The sequence below is a fragment of the Actinoplanes sp. NPDC049548 genome (assembly GCF_040676695.1).
Lineage (GTDB): Bacteria > Actinomycetota > Actinomycetes > Mycobacteriales > Micromonosporaceae > Actinoplanes.
Genome location: NZ_JBFAPM010000016.1, coordinates 110,658 through 127,168 on the forward strand (window position 1 = coordinate 110,658; position 16,511 = coordinate 127,168).

General features: G+C 72.3%; 18 protein-coding genes and 1 pseudogene. 4 read left to right on the plus strand and 15 right to left on the minus strand.

Annotation, left to right across the window (positions count from 1 at the left end):
* Positions 1-3 precede the first annotated feature (3 nt).
* From AB0J80_RS27455 to AB0J80_RS27480, 6 genes are all read right to left on the minus strand, one after another.
* Positions 4-657 carry a response regulator transcription factor gene (locus AB0J80_RS27455; protein WP_364710343.1) on the minus strand — a complete coding sequence of 218 codons (654 nt, stop codon included), beginning with the start codon at positions 655-657 and terminating at the stop codon, positions 4-6.
* A 93-nt stretch (positions 658-750) separates the two neighbouring features.
* Positions 751-2,022: an alkaline phosphatase gene (locus AB0J80_RS27460; protein ID WP_364710347.1), complete on the minus strand. Its 1,272-nt coding sequence runs from the start codon at positions 2,020-2,022 to the stop codon at positions 751-753.
* Between the two features lie 126 nt (positions 2,023-2,148).
* On the minus strand, positions 2,149-2,619 hold the full coding sequence (locus tag AB0J80_RS27465; RefSeq protein WP_364710349.1) for a hypothetical protein: 471 nt from the start codon (positions 2,617-2,619) through the stop codon (positions 2,149-2,151).
* 266 nt (positions 2,620-2,885) lie between these two features.
* The gene (locus AB0J80_RS27470) at positions 2,886-4,124 is read right to left on the minus strand and encodes a hypothetical protein (RefSeq protein WP_364710350.1); all 1,239 of its coding nucleotides are present in this window, start codon (positions 4,122-4,124) and stop codon (positions 2,886-2,888) included.
* A 109-nt stretch (positions 4,125-4,233) separates the two neighbouring features.
* Positions 4,234-4,941, minus strand: coding sequence for a TetR/AcrR family transcriptional regulator (locus AB0J80_RS27475; protein ID WP_364710352.1), 708 nt, complete (start codon positions 4,939-4,941; stop codon positions 4,234-4,236).
* On the minus strand, positions 4,941-5,567 hold the full coding sequence (locus AB0J80_RS27480) for a hypothetical protein (protein ID WP_364710355.1): 627 nt from the start codon (positions 5,565-5,567) through the stop codon (positions 4,941-4,943). The genes AB0J80_RS27475 and AB0J80_RS27480 overlap by 1 nt, the downstream gene beginning before the upstream one ends.
* 65 nt (positions 5,568-5,632) lie before the next feature.
* Between AB0J80_RS27480 and AB0J80_RS27485 the strand changes: the two genes are divergently transcribed.
* The 3 genes from AB0J80_RS27485 (at position 5,633) to AB0J80_RS27495 (ending at position 8,857) form a co-directional block, all read left to right on the plus strand.
* The gene (locus AB0J80_RS27485) at positions 5,633-6,862 is read left to right on the plus strand and encodes a helix-turn-helix domain-containing protein (RefSeq protein WP_364710358.1); all 1,230 of its coding nucleotides are present in this window, start codon (positions 5,633-5,635) and stop codon (positions 6,860-6,862) included.
* Between the two features lie 89 nt (positions 6,863-6,951).
* A complete protein-coding gene (locus AB0J80_RS27490; protein ID WP_364710361.1) occupies positions 6,952-7,209 on the plus strand; it encodes a DUF3311 domain-containing protein in 258 nt (85 codons plus the stop codon).
* Position 7,210: 1 nt separating this feature from the next.
* Positions 7,211-8,857, plus strand: coding sequence for a sodium:solute symporter (locus AB0J80_RS27495; protein WP_364710363.1), 1,647 nt, complete (start codon positions 7,211-7,213; stop codon positions 8,855-8,857).
* On the opposite strand, the gene AB0J80_RS27500 is transcribed toward AB0J80_RS27495, so the two are convergent.
* From AB0J80_RS27500 to gvpJ, 8 genes and pseudogenes are all read right to left on the minus strand, one after another.
* Positions 8,845-9,354 carry a GNAT family N-acetyltransferase gene (locus AB0J80_RS27500; RefSeq protein ID WP_364710365.1) on the minus strand — a complete coding sequence of 170 codons (510 nt, stop codon included), beginning with the start codon at positions 9,352-9,354 and terminating at the stop codon, positions 8,845-8,847. The two genes, AB0J80_RS27495 and AB0J80_RS27500, sit on opposite strands and share 13 nt — an antisense overlap.
* Positions 9,308-9,658, minus strand: a complete 351-nt coding sequence (locus AB0J80_RS27505) for a gas vesicle protein K (protein WP_364710367.1) — start codon at positions 9,656-9,658, stop codon at positions 9,308-9,310. Before AB0J80_RS27505 ends, AB0J80_RS27500 begins: the two co-directional genes overlap by 47 nt.
* A complete protein-coding gene (locus AB0J80_RS27510) occupies positions 9,652-9,834 on the minus strand; it encodes a gas vesicle protein (protein ID WP_364710369.1) in 183 nt (60 codons plus the stop codon). The genes AB0J80_RS27505 and AB0J80_RS27510 overlap by 7 nt, the downstream gene beginning before the upstream one ends.
* Entirely contained in the window at positions 9,831-10,571 is a 741-nt protein-coding gene (locus AB0J80_RS27515; RefSeq protein ID WP_364710372.1) for a GvpL/GvpF family gas vesicle protein, read from the minus strand. Before AB0J80_RS27515 ends, AB0J80_RS27510 begins: the two co-directional genes overlap by 4 nt.
* Complete coding sequence (locus tag AB0J80_RS27520; RefSeq protein ID WP_364710374.1) at positions 10,568-10,825, minus strand: gas vesicle protein; 258 nt, start codon at positions 10,823-10,825, stop codon at positions 10,568-10,570. The genes AB0J80_RS27515 and AB0J80_RS27520 overlap by 4 nt, the downstream gene beginning before the upstream one ends.
* A gap of 6 nt (positions 10,826-10,831) precedes the next feature.
* Positions 10,832-11,077, minus strand: a complete 246-nt coding sequence (locus AB0J80_RS27525) for a gas vesicle protein GvpG (protein ID WP_364710376.1) — start codon at positions 11,075-11,077, stop codon at positions 10,832-10,834.
* Positions 11,077-11,832, minus strand: a complete 756-nt coding sequence (locus tag AB0J80_RS27530; RefSeq protein WP_364710379.1) for a GvpL/GvpF family gas vesicle protein — start codon at positions 11,830-11,832, stop codon at positions 11,077-11,079. The genes AB0J80_RS27525 and AB0J80_RS27530 overlap by 1 nt, the downstream gene beginning before the upstream one ends.
* A gap of 182 nt (positions 11,833-12,014) precedes the next feature.
* Positions 12,015-12,209: pseudogene (gvpJ, locus tag AB0J80_RS27535) on the minus strand (gas vesicle protein GvpJ); the annotation flags it as partial.
* 177 nt (positions 12,210-12,386) lie between these two features.
* On the opposite strand from gvpJ, the gene AB0J80_RS27540 reads away from it, so the two are divergent.
* On the plus strand, positions 12,387-14,426 hold the full coding sequence (locus AB0J80_RS27540; protein ID WP_364710382.1) for a PIG-L family deacetylase: 2,040 nt from the start codon (positions 12,387-12,389) through the stop codon (positions 14,424-14,426).
* 19 nt (positions 14,427-14,445) lie between these two features.
* Here AB0J80_RS27540 and AB0J80_RS27545 read toward each other — a convergent pair whose 3' ends face one another.
* Positions 14,446-16,506 (minus strand): glycosyltransferase family 4 protein, encoded by a 2,061-nt coding sequence (locus tag AB0J80_RS27545; protein WP_364710385.1) that lies wholly within the window; start codon positions 16,504-16,506, stop codon positions 14,446-14,448.
* Positions 16,507-16,511 lie beyond the last annotated feature (5 nt).

The following is a 16,511-nucleotide window of genomic DNA, read 5'->3' on the forward strand; positions in this document are numbered from 1 at the left end:
TCCTCATAGCCGGTATCCGCTCCCCGGCACCGTGGTGATGACCGGCGGGTCGCCCAGCTTGGCGCGCAGCTTGCTCATGGTCACCTTGACGACCGTGGTGAACGGGTCCGCGTTCTCGTCCCACGCCCGCTCCAGCAGCTCCTCGGCGCTCACGACGGTGCCCCGCGCCCGCATGAGCACCTCGAGGACGGCGTACTCCTTCCGCGACAGCGGCACCGGCCGCCCCTCGCGATACACGAGCCGCCGCCCGAAGTCGACGGTGATGCCGGCATGCTCGAGCACCGGCGGCACAGGCGCGACGGCCCGCCGCCCGAGCGCCCGCACCCGCGCGACGAGCTCCTCGAAAGCGAACGGCTTGGTCAGGTAGTCGTCGGCGCCGAGGTTGAGCCCGGCCACCCGCTCGTGCACCCCACCCGAGGCGGTCAGCATGAGGATCCGCAGGTCGTCCCCGCGCCGGACAAGCTGACGGCAGACGTCGTCGCCGTGCACCACCGGCAGGTCCCGGTCGAGCACGAGCACGTCGTAGTCGTTGACGCCGAGCCGTTCCAGCGCCGCGCCCCCGTCGAACGCCACATCGACGGCCATGGCCTCGTGGCGCAGCCCTTCGGCCATCATCTCGGCGAGAAACCGCTCGTCCTCCACCACCAGCACCCGCATCGCGCCATCATCGCGCACTCCGCTGGGGAGAAGGTGAGCGTCACGGCATGGGCCCTGCCGCCGATTGGCGACAGGGCCCTGACGTTCAGCCTGTCAGCGGGTCAACGCCGCCGCGAGCACGTCGTGCACGTACGAGTTGGGGTGCTTGCCGGTGAACCGGTCGGCGAGGGGGCCGTACGCGGTGACCGGCACGTCGACGCCGGTGTGCCCGGAGGTCGTCCAGTCCAGCTTGAACGTCAGGCTGCTGTTCTTGACCGGGAACGGCCCGTCCTCGGCCGAGATGCCGTCGCCGGACTCGTCGGTGGTGGCGGTGTCCTCGACGGTCAGGCCGCCGCACTCGTGGTCGCCGGTCACCACGACCAGCGTGTCGGGGTGCGCCGCCGCGTACGCGCGGGCCACCGCGACCGCCTTCTCCAGCTCGCCGAGGGCCTGCAGCATCCGGGTGCCGTTGTTCTCGTGAGCGAACTCGTCGACGCCCTCCTCCTCGACGAGCAGGAAGAAGCCGTCCCGGTCGCGCTCGAGCGTGCCCAGCGCCTTGGTGGTCATCGTGGCCAGGCTGACCGGCGGGTTGTAGACGTCGCCCTCGCCCTCGGGCCGCTGCTGGAACAGCTCCTCGTTGCCGAACAGGCCGAGCACCTTGCCCTTGCGGGCCGCGGCGAGCTCGCCGGCGGTGGAGACGTACTGGTAGCCGCGCCGCTTCGCCGCCGCGATCAGGTCGCCCTTGGTGCCCTTGCTGGCCTCGGCCGGGTCCTCCGCCGGCTTGTCCGGGTACGCGCCGGGGCTGCCCGCCGGCAGCCACCAGTCCTCGCCGCCACCGAGGATCACGTCCGGCTTGCTGACCTCGATGTACTGCCGGGCGATCTCGTCCTGGGCGGAGCGGTTCGCGGTGTTGGCGAAGAACGCGGCCGGGCTGGCGTCGGTCACCTGCGCGGTGGTGACCAGGCCGGTGGCCTTGCCGGCGGCCTTGGCCTGCACGCCCAGCGTGGGCAGCGGGTTGCCGTCGACGTCGACGCTGATCGCGCCGTTGTAGGTCTTCTCGCCGGTGGCCCACGCGGTGGCGGCGGCGGCCGAGTCGGTGATCGCGGTCCTGGGGTCGTGCGGGCTGGTGGTCAGCTGGCCGGACACCGGCAGCTTGTCCATGGTGAGCTGCCCGTCCAGGCCGGCGTAGTACAGCCGGGCGGCCTCGCGCTGGGCGGCGGCCATGCCGTCGCCGTTGATGAAGATGACGTTGCGCGCCCTGGCCGGGTGCTTCGCGGCCGGGCCGGCGTCCGCCGCGCTCAGCGGGTTGACGAGCGTCATGCCGGCGGCAGCGAGAGCTCCGGCGAGCAGGGGCGCGGCGAGCCACCGGGTGGTGCGGGTCGACACGTGGTTCCTCCAGGATCGGTTGGTGCCTCGACCGGTCCAGCCAACAACATGTCCCTGGTACGGAGCATGGCTGCCAGATGAACGTCCGTGAGGAACTGGTGGAACTCGCCGAAGTCGTGCGGCCGCTCACCCGGCGGAGCACACCTTCTTCAGGTCGGCGACGGCCGCCTTCAGCTTCGCCTTGCTGGGTTTGCCCTCGGGGTCCTTCTGCTGAGCCTTGTCGAGATCCATCATCGCGGCGGACACCCCGTCCGCGGCGGCCGAGACCCGCTCGTCGGTGCTGCCGATCGACTCGGCTGCCAGCTGGGCGGAGCCGGCGGCGTAGGCCGCCCCCACGGCGAAGTGCCCGGCGGGCGGGCCGATCTTCTCGGCGTCGGCCACCTTCGCGGTGGTGTCCTTCACCGCAGCGAGCAGACCCTTGCACGCCTTCTTGGTGGCGGCGTCGAGGCCGGCCGCCGACGGGCTGGGCGCCGCCGAGGCCGGCGCGCTCACCGGTGCCGCGACGGTGGCCGGCTGGTCGGACTCGGTCGTGCAGCCCGACAGGAACGCCACCGCGATGACGGACGAAACGACAATGCCGGAACGAGAACGCCGCACTACAACTCCCCCGATGATCTTCAGCTCAGCGTGGCAACGTACCAGATCATCGATGGGAGCCGTCGCCTTCTACCGGCCGTCCGCGAACGACGACCTCCGCCCTTCGGTGCCCGGCCGACCGGCAGGGAGCGCAGCCGGCTCAGCACCTGCGGATCCTGGGCCTCGAGCCACGCGACCAGCTAGCGGAACGAGACGAACCGCACGTCGTCGTAGGTCGCCATCTTGCGCGCTACGAATCTCCAGAACGTGCCACGGTGGCGCTTCCGTCACCTGACCCGTTGCTTGATCCACTTCAGGCAGGTCTTGTCGACCGCGTCGAACGACGTCCCGTACGCGGCGCGCGCCGCAGTGTCCAGCGTGTCCCCGCGCCGCAGAACACGGTCGGTGAAGGCGAACAGCTTGCGCTCGCCGTACGTGTCGGCCATGCACGTGGCGGCGAAGTGCCCCATGGCATAGAGCCGGTGGACGGTACGGTCGTCGGCGTCGCCGGTGAGCGGTTTCGTAGCGATCGTCGTCGGGGCGTTCCGGCGCCGGAACTCCGCTGCCAGGACGTCCCGGTTGCCGGTGGTCTCCGGCTTGCGCGGGTAGGCGCCGATGTAGTCGGCGATGCCCTCCGCCAGCCACTGGTGGTCGGTCTCCCAGTCGGTGAGGCCGGACAGGGTGACCACGTGCCCGAGTTCGTGCTGGATGGAGAAGGCGAGCTGGCGGCGGGTTCTCAGCACCTCGCCGGCTCTCAGCACCACGTCGGCGCCCACCGCGTTCAAGGGCAGCGCGTGGCCGAATGCCCAGTCGGGTCCCCCGCCGTACCAGGAATCCCATGCCTGCTCGTCGGCCAGGTAGATGCGGTGGTGCCGCTGCGATCCGCCCACGTAGCCCGCGAAGTGGTCGGCGACGACCACCGCCTTCTCGGCAGCTGTCAGCACTTCCCGCACGTGCTTGCTCTGGCTGCGAGTGGCGGCGACCGTGACCCGCTCGCCGCGGGCGACGACCAGGTCGCCGCCGTCCCACGGGGCCCGCTGCAGGTGGTTTCCGCCGGCGCCCATGCCGGCCGCCATGTCGGTGACCACGTATCGGCCCTTGATCAGCTCGAAGGTGAGAAGCTGAGCGGTCTTCGGTGGCCCTTCGCTGAACTCATCGCGCCAGCCGGGACAGACGACGCCGCTGAAGCAGTAGCCGAACACCGCGTTGGCGGTCACGGCGCCGGGCTTGCCGTCCTGTCTCGGGAAGGCGTGGTACTCGGCGTGGCTCACGTCGAGGGCACGCAGGTTCCGGAAGATTCTTCGGTACCGGGCCACCAGCGCCGGCCGGCTTCGATCGACAGGGGCGATCCACCCCTTCTCATCGCCCTTCAGCAAAGCCGCCGCCTGCTGGTCCAGGATCTTGACGGCCTGTTCGAACGGCGTCGGCGAGCTCGCTTCCGGGTGGTGCTGGGCCACCGCCGCGGACTCGCCATGCGGCCACAGCAGGACGACCCCAGCACTGAACGCCACGAGAGCGACTGCCACACCGGCGATGATCGCGAGGACACGACGGCGCCCTCGCGAAAGTGAACGATCTTCCACGACGGGGATCCAAGCATCCATCCGTGGCTATGACCAAATGCGCGAGACGTCGCTATCCCGCGGCGTGCAGCACGGCCTCCAGCCGGTCGAGCTCTGCACGGACCGCCGCGAGGGCCGATGCCGCCTCCGGCTGCGGGCCGGCGACTCCGGCGGGTGCGGCGAGGAGCCCCTGCACCGCCATCTCGGCGAGCGCGTCCGCCACCGGCTCCACCGGGTGCTCCGGGGAGGGCCGGAACCACCAGGCGATCCAGTTGCACATGCCGAGGATGCCCAGGGCGGCGGTGCGGGAGTCGACGGGACGCAGGACTCCGGCCCGCACACCGTCGTCGATGAGTCCGCGCAGCTCGGCCAGGACCCCTCGCTTGGCCCGCTCGTTGCGGCCGGCGAGCGGCTCGCCCAGCTCCATCTGGCCGATGTGCCAGAGCCGGAAGCGTGCCGGGTTGGCGGCGTTGCGGCTGGCCATCTCGTACGCCGCCAGGCGCAGCCGGCCGCGCGGGTCGAGGTCGGCGCGGCCACGGATCGCGCGCAACAGTGCCACACCCTCGAGCGTCACCTCGGTGACGATCTTCTCGAGCAGGGCGTCCTTGCTGTCGACGTAGTGGTACATCGCGGTGCGGGTCAGCCCCATCGACACGGCGATGTCCTGCAGGCTGGTGGCGGCGAAGCCGCGTTCGGCGAAGAGCCGCGCGGCGTGCTCGTAGATCTCCTGTTCGACGATGCCGCGGCGACGGCGGGTACGCCCGGTCGCCTGCGCGGGCATCAGGCCACCTGCTGGAGCTGGTCGGCGGCGGTGCCGGCCTCGACCACCTCGCCGCTGGCCACCGTGCTGCGCGACAGCAGGTACGCGAGGTCGGCGAACAGCTCGGGAGCGGTTCCCGCCGGCACGGTCAGCCCGTTGACCCGTACCGCCGGGGCGAGCTCGGCGGCGATCAGCCGGGTCAGCCCGCGCAGCATCGAGGCACCGAGGGCCACGCCGCCCGTCCGCACGGAGGTGGCCAGGTGCAGGACGCGTCCGCCTCCGCCCGCCATCGCCAGCCAGTACGCCCGCTGCGCCCACCCGAGCGGCGCGGCCACGCTGCCTCGTACCAGCGCTTGGAGGGCGATCGGGTCACATTCGAGCAGTGGCTCGGAGCCCAGCTCGGGCGTGTGGACGACGAGCAGGTCGAGCCGCCCCCAGCGGTCCACGACCGCCCGGATGGCCCGGCTCTGCAGGTCGACGTCGGCCGGGTCACCCGTCAGCGTCCAGTCGGCGTCGGCGTCCCCGTCGGCCGGCTCGGCGCCGACCAGGCAGACGCGGGTCCCGTCGGCGCGCAGGCGCCGTGCGAGCGCGGGCGCCACCGGGTCCGCGCCGACCACCACCGCGACCTGTGTGTCCGCTGCCGCCATCGCGCCCCCTCCCGGTTTGACACAGCGTCATTGAAACTGACAGAGGTGTCAAGTAGCGTGGTGTGATGGCGCAGACATCGCTGCGGCTGCTCGTCTCGGCGTTGCTCGGCCGCCTGCCCGACCTGGCACGGGACCTCGCTGAGCGCATCGAGGACGAGAACCGGGCGTACGGCCACCGGGACCGGGTGACCCGCGCGGACCTGCTCGACTCCTGCCACGACAACCTCGAGCGGATCCTGCAGGTCCTCGCCGGCTCGGTGCCGGACGGCGTCGATCCGCTCGAGGCGCCGCGCGCCACCGGCCGCCGGCGCGCCGTGCAGGGCGTTCCGCTCGAGGCGGTGCTGCACGCGTACCGGCTGGGCACCTCCACCATCTGGGAGGCGCTGCTCAGCGAGGCGCGCAACGGGCCGCCGGGCTGCGTGGAGGTGGCGACCGAGGCGACGAGCAGCGTGCTGGAGCTGGTGCACCGCTACTCCCTCGTCGTCGCCGACGCCTACCGGGCGACCGAGGCGGAGCTCGGCACCCGCGACGACGACCGCCGGGCCGCCCTGGTCGACGCCCTGCTGAACGACACCGCCCCGGACCCGGCCACCGCCGCCGCGGCCGCCGTCGCGCTGGGCCTGCCGCCGCACGGCCGGTTCGCGGTGGTGGCGCTGCGCTACGACGCTGCCGTCGACCGCCCGCTGACGGTGCCGGGCGACGCCCTCGCCGTGCGGGGCATCCCATCGGCCTGGCGCACCACAGGCGACCGGGAGTTCGGGGTCCTCGCCCTGGGTGAGCACTCGCCGGCCACCGTCGACGCCCTGCTGGAGTCGCTGCTGCCCCGCTGCGCCGGAGTGTCGTGGCCGGTCACCGGTCTAGGCTCGCTGGCCGAGGCGCGGTGGGCCGCGGAGACGGCGCTCGCCACCGCGGCACCCGGACCGCCCCGGGTGTACCGGATCGACGACCGGCTGCCGGAGGCGCTGGTGGTCTCGCAGCCCCGGCTCGCCGGCCGGCTGAGCGAACGCGTCCTCGGCCGGCTGCTGGAGCAGGCCCCGGCCGAGCGCCGCATCCTCGTCGACACGCTGGAGGTCTGGCTGCGGGGCGGGCGCTCGGTGGCCGCGGCCGCCGCGGCCCTGCACTGCCACCGCAACACGGTCACCAACCGGCTCCGCCGGATCGAGGCCATGACCGGTGGCTCGCTCGACGACGACCGGCACGTCCTGTGCTGCTTCCTCGCCCTGACGGCCGTACGGCTCCTGCCGGCAGAGATGCCCCTCGATACACCGGCGCCGGGGCTGGCATCCGCCTCCTGAGCGGAGTGCACAGTGCCCAGCCGGGCACCGCCAAAGCTGTGCACCGCGGACATTGTCGAGTGCGCGGGTCGGCCCGATGCTCTCTCACCATGCCTCCCCGCACGCCACGCCCCGACCCCTTCCCCGGCTACGGTGCCCGGACGCGGCGGCGCGCCGGGCGCGACCGGAGCCGGTGGCACTGGCTGCTCGCCGTACCGGTGGTCTTTCCGCTGCTCACGCCCCTGTACGACCGGGCCGAGCCGCAGCTGTGGGGCATCCCGTTCTTCTACTGGGTGCAGCTAGTCGGGATCGTGCTGACCATGGTGACCACCGCCCTGGTGTACCAGCTCACCCGGGTGCGGGACTGACATGCACGTGCTCGCCGGACATCGCATCGAGTTCACCGTCTTCGCCGCCGTGCTGGCCCTCGTCGTCATGCTCGGCTTCTGGGCCGCGCGCTGGCGCCGCCCGCAGGACATGCACAGCCTCGAGGAATGGGGGCTGGGCGGCCGCGCCTTCGGCAACTGGGTCACGTGGTTCCTGCTCGGCGGCGACATCTACACGGCGTACACGCTGGTGGCGGTGCCGGCGCTGGTCTACGGCATCGGCGCGGTGGGGTTCTTCGCCGTGCCGTTCGCCGTCCTGACCACGCCGCTGGTGTACCTGCTGGTCACCCGCGCCTGGTCGGTCGCGCACGTGCACGGCTTCGTCACCCCGGCCGAGTTCGTCCGCGCCCGGTTCGGTTCCCGCAGCCTCGCCGGGATGGTCGCGGTGACCGGACTGGTCGCCACCATGCCGTACGTGGCCCTGCAGCTCGTCGGCCTCAGCGTCGTGCTCGCGACGATGGGCATCACCGGCGACTGGCCGCTCGTGGCGGCGTTCACGCTGCTGGCGGCCTGTACCTTCCGGTCCGGGCTGCGCGCCCCCGCGTTGATGTCCATCGTCAAGGACCTCCTGCTGCTCTGGACCGTGCTGGCCGCGATGCTCGTCATCGCGATGACGCCCCGCGGGCTGGCGAACGCGTTCCGGACGGCCAAGGAGCACTTCGACCTCACCCCGAACAGCGGCGACGGCCTGCTGCTGGGATCGGCCAACCACCTGAGCTACGCCACCCTCGCGGTCGGCTCGGCACTGGCGATGTTCGCCTATCCGCACGTCCTCACCGGCGTCCTCGCCGCCCGCAACCGGGCGACGCTGCAGCGCAACATGGCGGCACTCCCCGTCTACACCATCGCCCTCGGCCTGATCGCGCTGCTGGGCTACGTCGCGCTGTCGAAGGGCGTCGTGCCGCTCGACGGCGACCTGAACACCGTCGTGCCCATGCTGTTCCACCAGGTGTTCCCGGACTGGTTCGCCGGCATCGCCCTGGCCGCGATCGGCGTCGGCGCCCTGGTGCCCGCCGCCGTCATGTCCATCGCCGCCGGCAACCTCTACACCCGCAGCATCTACCGGGAGTACCTGCGGCCGCACGCCACGCCGGCCCAGGAGGCCCGGGTGAGCCGGTACGCGTCCCTCGGCGTGAAGCTCGGCGCCGTCGGCTGCATCCTGCTCCTCGACCCGCAGTTCGCGGTGGATCTGCAGCTCATCGGCGGCGTCATCGTCCTGCAGACGGTTCCGGCCGTCGGCCTGGGCCTGTTCACCGCCTGGTTCCACCGCCGGGCGCTGCTCGCCGGCCTCGTCGCGGGCCTGCTCACGGGCCTCGTCATGCTCTACCAGATCCCCCAGCTCGGCGCCGACGGGCGGACCGTCGTGCGGGCCCACTTCGGCGGCTCGGCCTGGCCGCTGTCCCATCTGGGCCTGCCGACGGACGCCGCCGTCTACGTCGGCGTGCTCGCGCTGGTGGTGAACCTCGCCGTCGCCGTCGCCGTCACTCCCCTGCTGCGCCGGCGCGGCGTCCCGTCCGGCCCCGACGTCACCCACCCCGAGGACTACACCGCCGACGAGGGCGACCCGGCGCTGCACCGCATGACCGAACTGGTCGACGGCGACGCGGGACTGCCGACTCACGCCCGATGAGTGACCCGGGGCTTGCGTAGCTCGTAGACGTCGACGACCGCCCCGTGGAACGGGGTGGACCGCGACCACGTCATGCCCAGGCGCTCGGCGACCGCCCGGGAGCGCGGGTTGGCCGGGTTGATCATGGCGGTGATCCGGGTCAGCGGCGTGTTCGCGAAGGTCCAGGCGATGCACGCGCGCGCCGCCTCGGTGGCGTAGCCGCGGCCCCACGCCTGCCGGTGCAGCGCCCACCCGATCTCCGTCTCGTCGAGCTCCGGCCAGTGGACCAGGCCGCAGCGGCCGAGGAACTCGCCCGTCCGCCGCTCGAGCACGGCGAACATGCCGTAGCCGGACGCCGCCCAGCTCTCCTCGGCCTCCCGGAGGCGCCGTGCGGCGGACTCGGCGTCGTGCCTGCCGATGAAGCGGCTGACCTCCGGGTCGGCGTGCAGGCCGAGGAAGCCCGGGAGGTCCTCAGTGGAGATCGGGCGCAGTTCCAGGCGTTCCGTCTCGATGGTCATGGCAGTCATTCTGCGGGCAGGCCGGACCGAGCAGGGGCCCGAGCGGCCCCAGGTCGATGTCGACGTCGGCAAGCGTCAGCCCGAACCGCCCGCACACCTCGACCATCGCCTCTTCCAGCGCCATGAGCGTGCTGCCCAGCTTCTCGATCTGCTCCTCGGACAGGTCCCCCTCGTCGACGCGGCGCAACGCCTGCTGCTCCATCAGCCGGCGGAGCAGCTCGACGACGGTCAGCACCAGAGTCGCGAGCCCCCGGCCCACGGTTTCCTCCTCCAGCGCCAGGCGCGTGGCGTCACGGGTCACCACCGTTCCTCCTCCGGCATGCCGGACAGCTGCGCGTGCACCGAGCTGACCAGTGCCCGCAGCGAGATGCGTACCAGGTCGATGTCCGCGATGGAGAGCACGATGTCTCCCTCGACCACCACGCCCCGGGCGAGCACCCGGTCGAGGATGTCGACCAGGGGGACCGGCGGGGCGCTCACCGCCGCCCCGCTCCCGCCCGGTCATCGAGGCGCACCGCGACACAGTACGGTGGCCACGGCCCGGTCAGCTCCGTCCGCAGCGCTGGGTTCGCGTTCTCCACCTCCGCAACCGCTGCGACGAAGCGGCTGCTGTCGTCGGCAGGCACGAGATAGGCGGCGTTGAGCACGGCGATCTGCGGGCCGTGCGCCGGATAACGGCGACTCACCGCGGCATATCGGCTCAGAGCCTCGTGGACGCGATCCGCGTGCTGGGCCACCCGGTGGCGGTGCACCTCGCTCGCTTGCCGCTCGGCCCGGCGCCGCATCAGGTACGCCTTCCCGCTACCACCGCTCGCGGCCGGCTGCCCGGCGGCTTGCGCGGGCACATCGCGCAGGAACACCTTGACACCCCATTCGGTACGACCGGTCGCCAGCCGGATGCCGTCCAGGAGCTGAGACGCGTACGCCTCCAGCATCGCCCCGACGCCCGCCTCGTCGGCGACGACCGTGCCGAGCCGGAAGGGGACCACCGCGGTGTGCCGGTGCAGTTCGGTGACGACCCGATGGTGAGCGCGCGCGATCCCTTCGACGCGGTCCCGGTCGCCCTCTGCCACGGTGAAGGGCACCCAGCCGACGACCGCGCCCAGCGAGGACGCGCGGACCACCGACAACGGCTCACCCGCCACCCCGGTCAGCTCAGGAACCGGGCTGTGCGGCGGTACGGCCGCATAGACCCACATGCCGCAGGCGTCGCTCATCGCCGTACCTCCGGTCGGCGGGGTCCGGACGACAGCGACCGGTCGTGCTCCCACCAGTCGATGCCCATGTCCCGGGCCTTGTCGACGGAGACGACGAGCAGCCGGAGCTGGATCGTCAGCAGCTCGATGTCGAGCAGCTTCACCTTGATGTCGCCCGCGATCACGACTCCCGTGTTCAGGACGCGCTCGAGGATGTCGCCGAGGTCGGCCGGCTGCGGCGTGGCGGCGCCCCGGGCGGCGAACAGGTCGGTCACGGCGGTTCACTCCCCCGGCGCGCCGGCGACCGGCGCCTTCGTCAGCTGCAGCAGCCGTTCCAGGAGCTCGTCCTGGACGGCCGCGCACTCGTCCTCGGTGATGAGCCCGGCGGCCAGGGCCTGCTCCGCCTCGGCCAGCCGTCCGCGGATCGCCACCGCCGGGTCGCACTCGGCCGCCGCCTGGTCGGCGAGGATCCGGGCCAGCCACACCAGCCCGTGCAGCGGCGCCAGCGGCAAGGTGAGCAGCCCCATCACTGCGCTCCTTCCAGCACCGCGCCGGCGAAGTCGTACGGGGCGAGCGGTCCGAGCAGCCGTACCCGGGTCCGCCCGGCCCATTCCGCGGCCAGCTGGGCGACGGCCATCTCGAACCGTGCCCGGCCGTGCCGCTGCACCAGGAACGCCGCCGTCACGGCCGGCTCGCCGCCGGTCACCGGGCGATCGACTGCCGCCTCCCGGTACGGCTCCAGCACCGCGTGGAGGTGCCGCGCGTCCTCGGCCCGGGTACGCGCGACCGCGCCGGCGACCAGCTCGCCGAGGCGTACCCGTACCTCCGGCCGCCCGGCACCGGCCCGGACCAGATCGCGAAGCCGGGCGATCTCGGGTTCCGCATCCAGGATCTCCCTCAGCACGACCGCGGAGACGTGGCGCACGGACACGGTGAACTGCACCAGGCCGGCGAGCCGGGCGAGGGCGTCCGAGAACGACTCCCGGCGTGGTTCCAGCAGGTGCGAGACGATGGCCTCGGGCTCGTCGAAGACCGTGCCGAAGCGCGCCGGCAGCACGGACGTGGACCCGGCCAGCTCGTCGAGGATCCGGGCGTGCGCGAGCAGGTCACGGCGGCTGCCGAGAGCCCGGGGCTGATCCACCCGGCTGACCACGGCGGCGATCGCGCCGTGGGTCACCGTGTGCGGAGCGGCCGCGCCGACGCCGAGCAGGGAGGCGGGCAGGCGGGCCGCCGAGGGGACGATGCCGTAGAGATACCAGCCGTTGACGGTCGCCGTGCTCATCGCAGTCCCTCCGGGGCCGGCTCCTCGGCGGCGGCGACGAGTCCGACGACGGACTCGGCGGCATTCCCGGCCGCACCCGCCGCCTGCTGCACCGCGATGGCCGCCGTGCTCAGGCCGCCCGCCACGCCTTCGACGATCCCGGCGATACCCGGCGCCGCCGGACGGGCGCCGTCGAGCTGCGCGATCGCGTCGGCGTACCGGAGATACGTGTCGATGCTGGACACCACGATCTTGGCCTCCACGGTCAGCACCTCGATGCCGACCAACGAGACCCGCGCGAACGCGTCGACCACGACGCCCTTGTCCAGGATCATCCCGACGACCTCCGAGAGTCCGCCCGAGGCGGCCCGTTCGAGTTGGCCGGTCTGCAGGTTCATTCCCCCACCACCTTCAGCGACGACATGACCGTGAAACCCCGCGACATTGAGAGGTCTCGATGTCGTTGCCAGGATGAAGGTCGATAAACCTCCGCATTCCGGCCGTACTGTCAAGATCGACATTTGACCGGGGCCGCTAGGTTGGTGGAGATCTGCACGTCGGAACGGGGTGACGAGTTGACGAGCTTCACCGAGCGCATTCGCCGGATGGCCGGGCGCACGCTCGAGCAGCCGGAGGAGGGCTGGGAGCCCGGCACGGTGATGAGCATCGTCGCCCATCCGGACGACGACCTCTACTTCCTCAATCCCGGCATCAGCGTGGCGATCGGCGCCGGCGTGCCCGTGGTCGGCGTCGTGCTCACGTCGGCGGAGGGGGACGGCCGGAACGTCGACACGAACGATCCGGGTCGCAACGAGACGCCGGTGGACCACGCCGGCTATGCGACCGCGCGGCAGGTGGGCCTGCGCCGGGCGTACGCGCGGATGGCCGGCCTGCCCGTGGCGAGCCCCTGGAAGCAGGAGCTCGTGACGCTCGCCTCAGGACTGGCGGTCGCGCGGGCGCATCTCGAGGCACGGCCGGAGGTGGTGCTCTACTTCTTCAACGCCGCGCATCGTGAGATCGACGGCAAGCGGCGCACGTCACTGCTTCCCCTGTACGACGGGACGATGGACCGGCTCTTCACGATGGCCGCCCTCGACACGCCCGCGGACCCCCAGCTGGTCACCCGGTGCCTGCTCGTGGCGTCGCTGGTCGACGTGATCGAGGCGCACCGGCCGGCCGTGATCCGGACGATGGACCCCGACCCGGAGCACGACTGGGGTCGCGAGGACTTCGTCGTCTCGGACCACGCCGATCACACCGCGACCGCCCGGTTCGCCATCGAGGCCGTGAGCGCGGTGAGCCGGACCTCGTCCGCGCCGCCGGTGGTGGAGTATTACCGGGCGTACGCGAACCGCTATTGGCCCGCCAACCTCTCGCCGCGCTCGCACGACGAGAAGGCGCAGTACCTGGCGACCTACGCCGGGGCGGACGGCGAGCCCAAGCCCGAGCTGCCGTACGGCCACGGCGACTACCAGCTGGGCACCGACCCGTACCGCAGCAGCCACATGTACTCGATGGCCGAGCGCTACGTCCCCCGGTCGACCTGGCTGACGCGGCTGCCCTCCGGCGCGCTGGCGGCGTTCGCGGTGCTCGGCGACCGGCTGGCGGTGTGGCACGAGTCGGCGCCCGGGTCGGATCGGTGGCAGGGACCGCATCTCAGCGCCGAGTCCGGGTTCATGCCGCACCCGGCGGTAGCGGCCGGGCGTACGGGACCCGTGCACGTGGTGGCGATGCGCCGCACCGATGTGCGGACCTCCGCCGAGGTCGAGCTCGGGCACTTCACCGTGGACGGGACAGGCCGGTTGTCCGGATGGCAGTCGCTCGCCGGCCCGGACACAGCACACTTCGACCGGCGCCGGCAGCGGGAGGTCGGCGCTCCGGCGGCGACGGTGGACGGCGACGGTGACCTGTGGGTCTTCGCGCGCGGGTTCTCGGGCCGGATGGCCTTCCGGCGTCAGGCGGGCGGTGAATGGCAACCGTGGGAGTCGCTCGGGGGCATTCTGCTGCAGGACGTCGCGGCGGCGGCCACCACAGAGGACGGACTGGTCCGAGTGTTCGCCGCGGGCAAGCACTCGGTGATGCACTGGCGGCAGCAGAAGCACGGTGGTCCGCTGGAGCCGGACGACTCGCTCAAGACCGCGCCGGTGGCCAGCGGCGGACTGCACGTCGCTTTCACCGCCGGCGATCGGGCGTGCCTCTTCTTCCGCCGGGGATTCCGGCCGGGTGACGGCGTCGGCAAGGACGAGACCGGGCGGGTCCAGGCCTACCGCGAGCACGCGGTTCCCGGCACCTGGCCGGGACGCTCGCGCGATCTCGGCGATACGGACGGGGTGGGACCGGTCGCCGTGCTGGGCCGCAGTGACGCCGGCGCCGCCGACCTCGTGATGGCGCAGCGGGACGGCTCGTGGACGGTACGGGTGTCCGTTCCGCCGGCCTCCCCCGACGGCGCTTCCTGGCGGCCGCTGCCGGGGATGATCAGCGGTGGTCCCGCCCTCGCCGCCGATGTCACGGGGCGGGCGGTGCTGGCCGTGATCGGGCTCGACGGGCGCCTGCATGTCCGCCGCCAGAGCGAGGCGGACCCCTCGAGCCGGTTCGGTCCGTGGACGACGGTGTGACCGGCCGGCCCGGCGGCGGTCAGGCCGGGCGGTCGGTCACGACGAACGACAGGCCGCTCTGCACGGTCAGGTAGGGACGCACGCGGATCTCGGCCGAGGGCGTCTCCTCGTACCAGTCGACCGGCTGGTCGTCCGGGACGAGCACCGACGTGAAGGCGTGGATCCGCTTGCGCTCCACGATGTCGTCCATCAGCCGTGCGACCGGTACGGGCTCGCCGTCCGGACCTCGGCTCACCGCGGCGTCCCAGTCCTCGTACCGGCGGATGCGCAGGGCGGCCAGGCGCTCGACCGGCACCTCGAAACGGAAGTGTCCCGGATCGGTGCTGACACCGGGGACGACGAGCTCGCCCGGGACCTCGCGCCGGCTCAGCGTCAGGACCGGCGCGTGTTCGCCGAAGTCCCCGCCGGTCAGCCGGCCCGTCACCGTGATCGCCCGGGACCCGAACCAGAGGGAGCCGAGCTCGGCGTGCTCGGGGCGCTGCCAGGCGGCCACGGCGAGGTAGCCGTCCGCCGTCCGATAGGGAACGTTACGGGCGAACGGCGCTTCGAACGCGCCGCCGATGAGGTCCCGGACGTCGAGGACACCCGCACGGAGCCGGTACGTCCGGTTCCGGCGGTCCACGGCGAACAGGTCCCAGCGGCCTTCGGCGAAGACGCCCGAACCGGTGGGGAAGGCGGCCTGCCACTGCTGCGGGCCGCCGTCGAACGACAGCTTGACCGCCTTGCGGACGCCCTCGATCCGGCGTGGCCGGCAGAGCAGATGGCTCATGTGACGGGGCAGTCCGTCGCCGGGCACCATGACGACGGCCCGCCCGTCCTGCGTCCGGACATGCCCCACCGGTGCGGGGTTCCGCCGGAGACCGGCGCCGGCATCGGACAGCCGGCGCATCAGCGCCCGGCCTGTCGGCATCCGGAGCCGCGCCACGCGCGTCCGCCGAGGCCCGTTCGCCCGGCACTGCTCGAACAGCTGCTCGTACCGGGCCGAGATGGACACCGGGTCGTAGCGGGCGGAATTCTCCAGCGCGGCTCTCCCCAGCTCGGTTCTCAGCTCCTGGTCGTTCATCAGCCGCAGCAGGGCCCCGGCGATGGCGTCGACGTCACCCATCGGCACGAGCAGGCCGTCCACCCCGTCCTGGATGATCTCCTGCGGACCCACCGGGCACCGGGTGCTGACCACGGGCAGCCCGCAGCGCATCGCCTCGACGATCGTCATGCCGAACGACTCCTTGTCCGACGTGACCGCGGCGATCGATCCCTTCACCCATTCCGCGTCGAGCGGGGTGTAGCTGCCCATCCGGAAGACGTGGTTCTGCAGGCCCAGGTCGGCGATGAGGATGCCGAGCGGGGTGGACTGGCCGCCGCTGCCGTAGATGCGCAGCGTCCAGTCCGGGCGCTCGGTGACGACCTTCGCGAAGGCGCGTACCAGAAGGTCGTAGCGCTTGATCGGGTCGAGCCGGCCGGCCGCCACGACGATCTTGCTGGCGCCGTCGGCCGGCGCGACCTCGGGCCGCGGGACGCTGTTCGGGACGGCCACGACGGTGGGGCCGGCCGCCCCCAGCGCGGTGCGCACCGCAGCCGCGTCCGCCTCGGTGACAGTCGTGACGGCGGAGAGCTCGGGATAGTGCAGGCGCATCTCCTCGTGCACGGACGCCGGGATCATGTCCTGGGTCATGTGCTCCTGAGCGATGCGGACGCTGGTCGCCCGGCCCAGCTTGGCCACGTACAGGTTGAGGGCGGAACGCGTGCCTACGACCACGTCGTACGGGGTACGGCTCAGATACTCGGAGACGCGCTCGTCGGTGAGCCGGCTGTAGAAGCGGAAGAACTCCTCCTCCCGCGGCACCAGTTTCGACACTTCGCGATGGCGGGGATCCTTCAGGTCAGCGGACCCCTTGCGCAGATCGACCAGCCCGGTGACGGTGACGCGCGCCGGGACGTCCAGCATCGGGCTGTCGAGGCGGCGCAGGATCGACACGATCTCCACGTCGTGCCGCCGCGACAGCTCGGTCGCCAGGTTGATGACCGTGCGGTTGGTGCCACCGACGCCGTAGACGTTGTGGACGAGGATGGAGATGCGCATCTCGC

Coding starts and splice junctions, on each gene's coding strand:
- AB0J80_RS27525 (WP_364710376.1), bottom strand. CDS start 11,077: ATGGGGCTGCTCACCTTGCCGCTGGCGCCGCTGCACGGGCTGGTGTGG.
- AB0J80_RS27490 (WP_364710361.1), top strand. CDS start 6,952: ATGCCTCCCCGCACGCCACGCCCCGACCCCTTCCCCGGCTACGGTGCC.
- AB0J80_RS27530 (WP_364710379.1), bottom strand. CDS start 11,832: ATGAGCACGGCGACCGTCAACGGCTGGTATCTCTACGGCATCGTCCCC.
- AB0J80_RS27500 (WP_364710365.1), bottom strand. CDS start 9,354: ATGACCATCGAGACGGAACGCCTGGAACTGCGCCCGATCTCCACTGAG.
- AB0J80_RS27515 (WP_364710372.1), bottom strand. CDS start 10,571: ATGAGCGACGCCTGCGGCATGTGGGTCTATGCGGCCGTACCGCCGCAC.
- AB0J80_RS27480 (WP_364710355.1), bottom strand. CDS start 5,567: ATGGCGGCAGCGGACACACAGGTCGCGGTGGTGGTCGGCGCGGACCCG.
- AB0J80_RS27485 (WP_364710358.1), top strand. CDS start 5,633: ATGGCGCAGACATCGCTGCGGCTGCTCGTCTCGGCGTTGCTCGGCCGC.
- AB0J80_RS27495 (WP_364710363.1), top strand. CDS start 7,211: ATGCACGTGCTCGCCGGACATCGCATCGAGTTCACCGTCTTCGCCGCC.
- AB0J80_RS27545 (WP_364710385.1), bottom strand. CDS start 16,506: ATGCGCATCTCCATCCTCGTCCACAACGTCTACGGCGTCGGTGGCACC.
- AB0J80_RS27475 (WP_364710352.1), bottom strand. CDS start 4,941: ATGCCCGCGCAGGCGACCGGGCGTACCCGCCGTCGCCGCGGCATCGTC.
- AB0J80_RS27455 (WP_364710343.1), bottom strand. CDS start 657: ATGCGGGTGCTGGTGGTGGAGGACGAGCGGTTTCTCGCCGAGATGATG.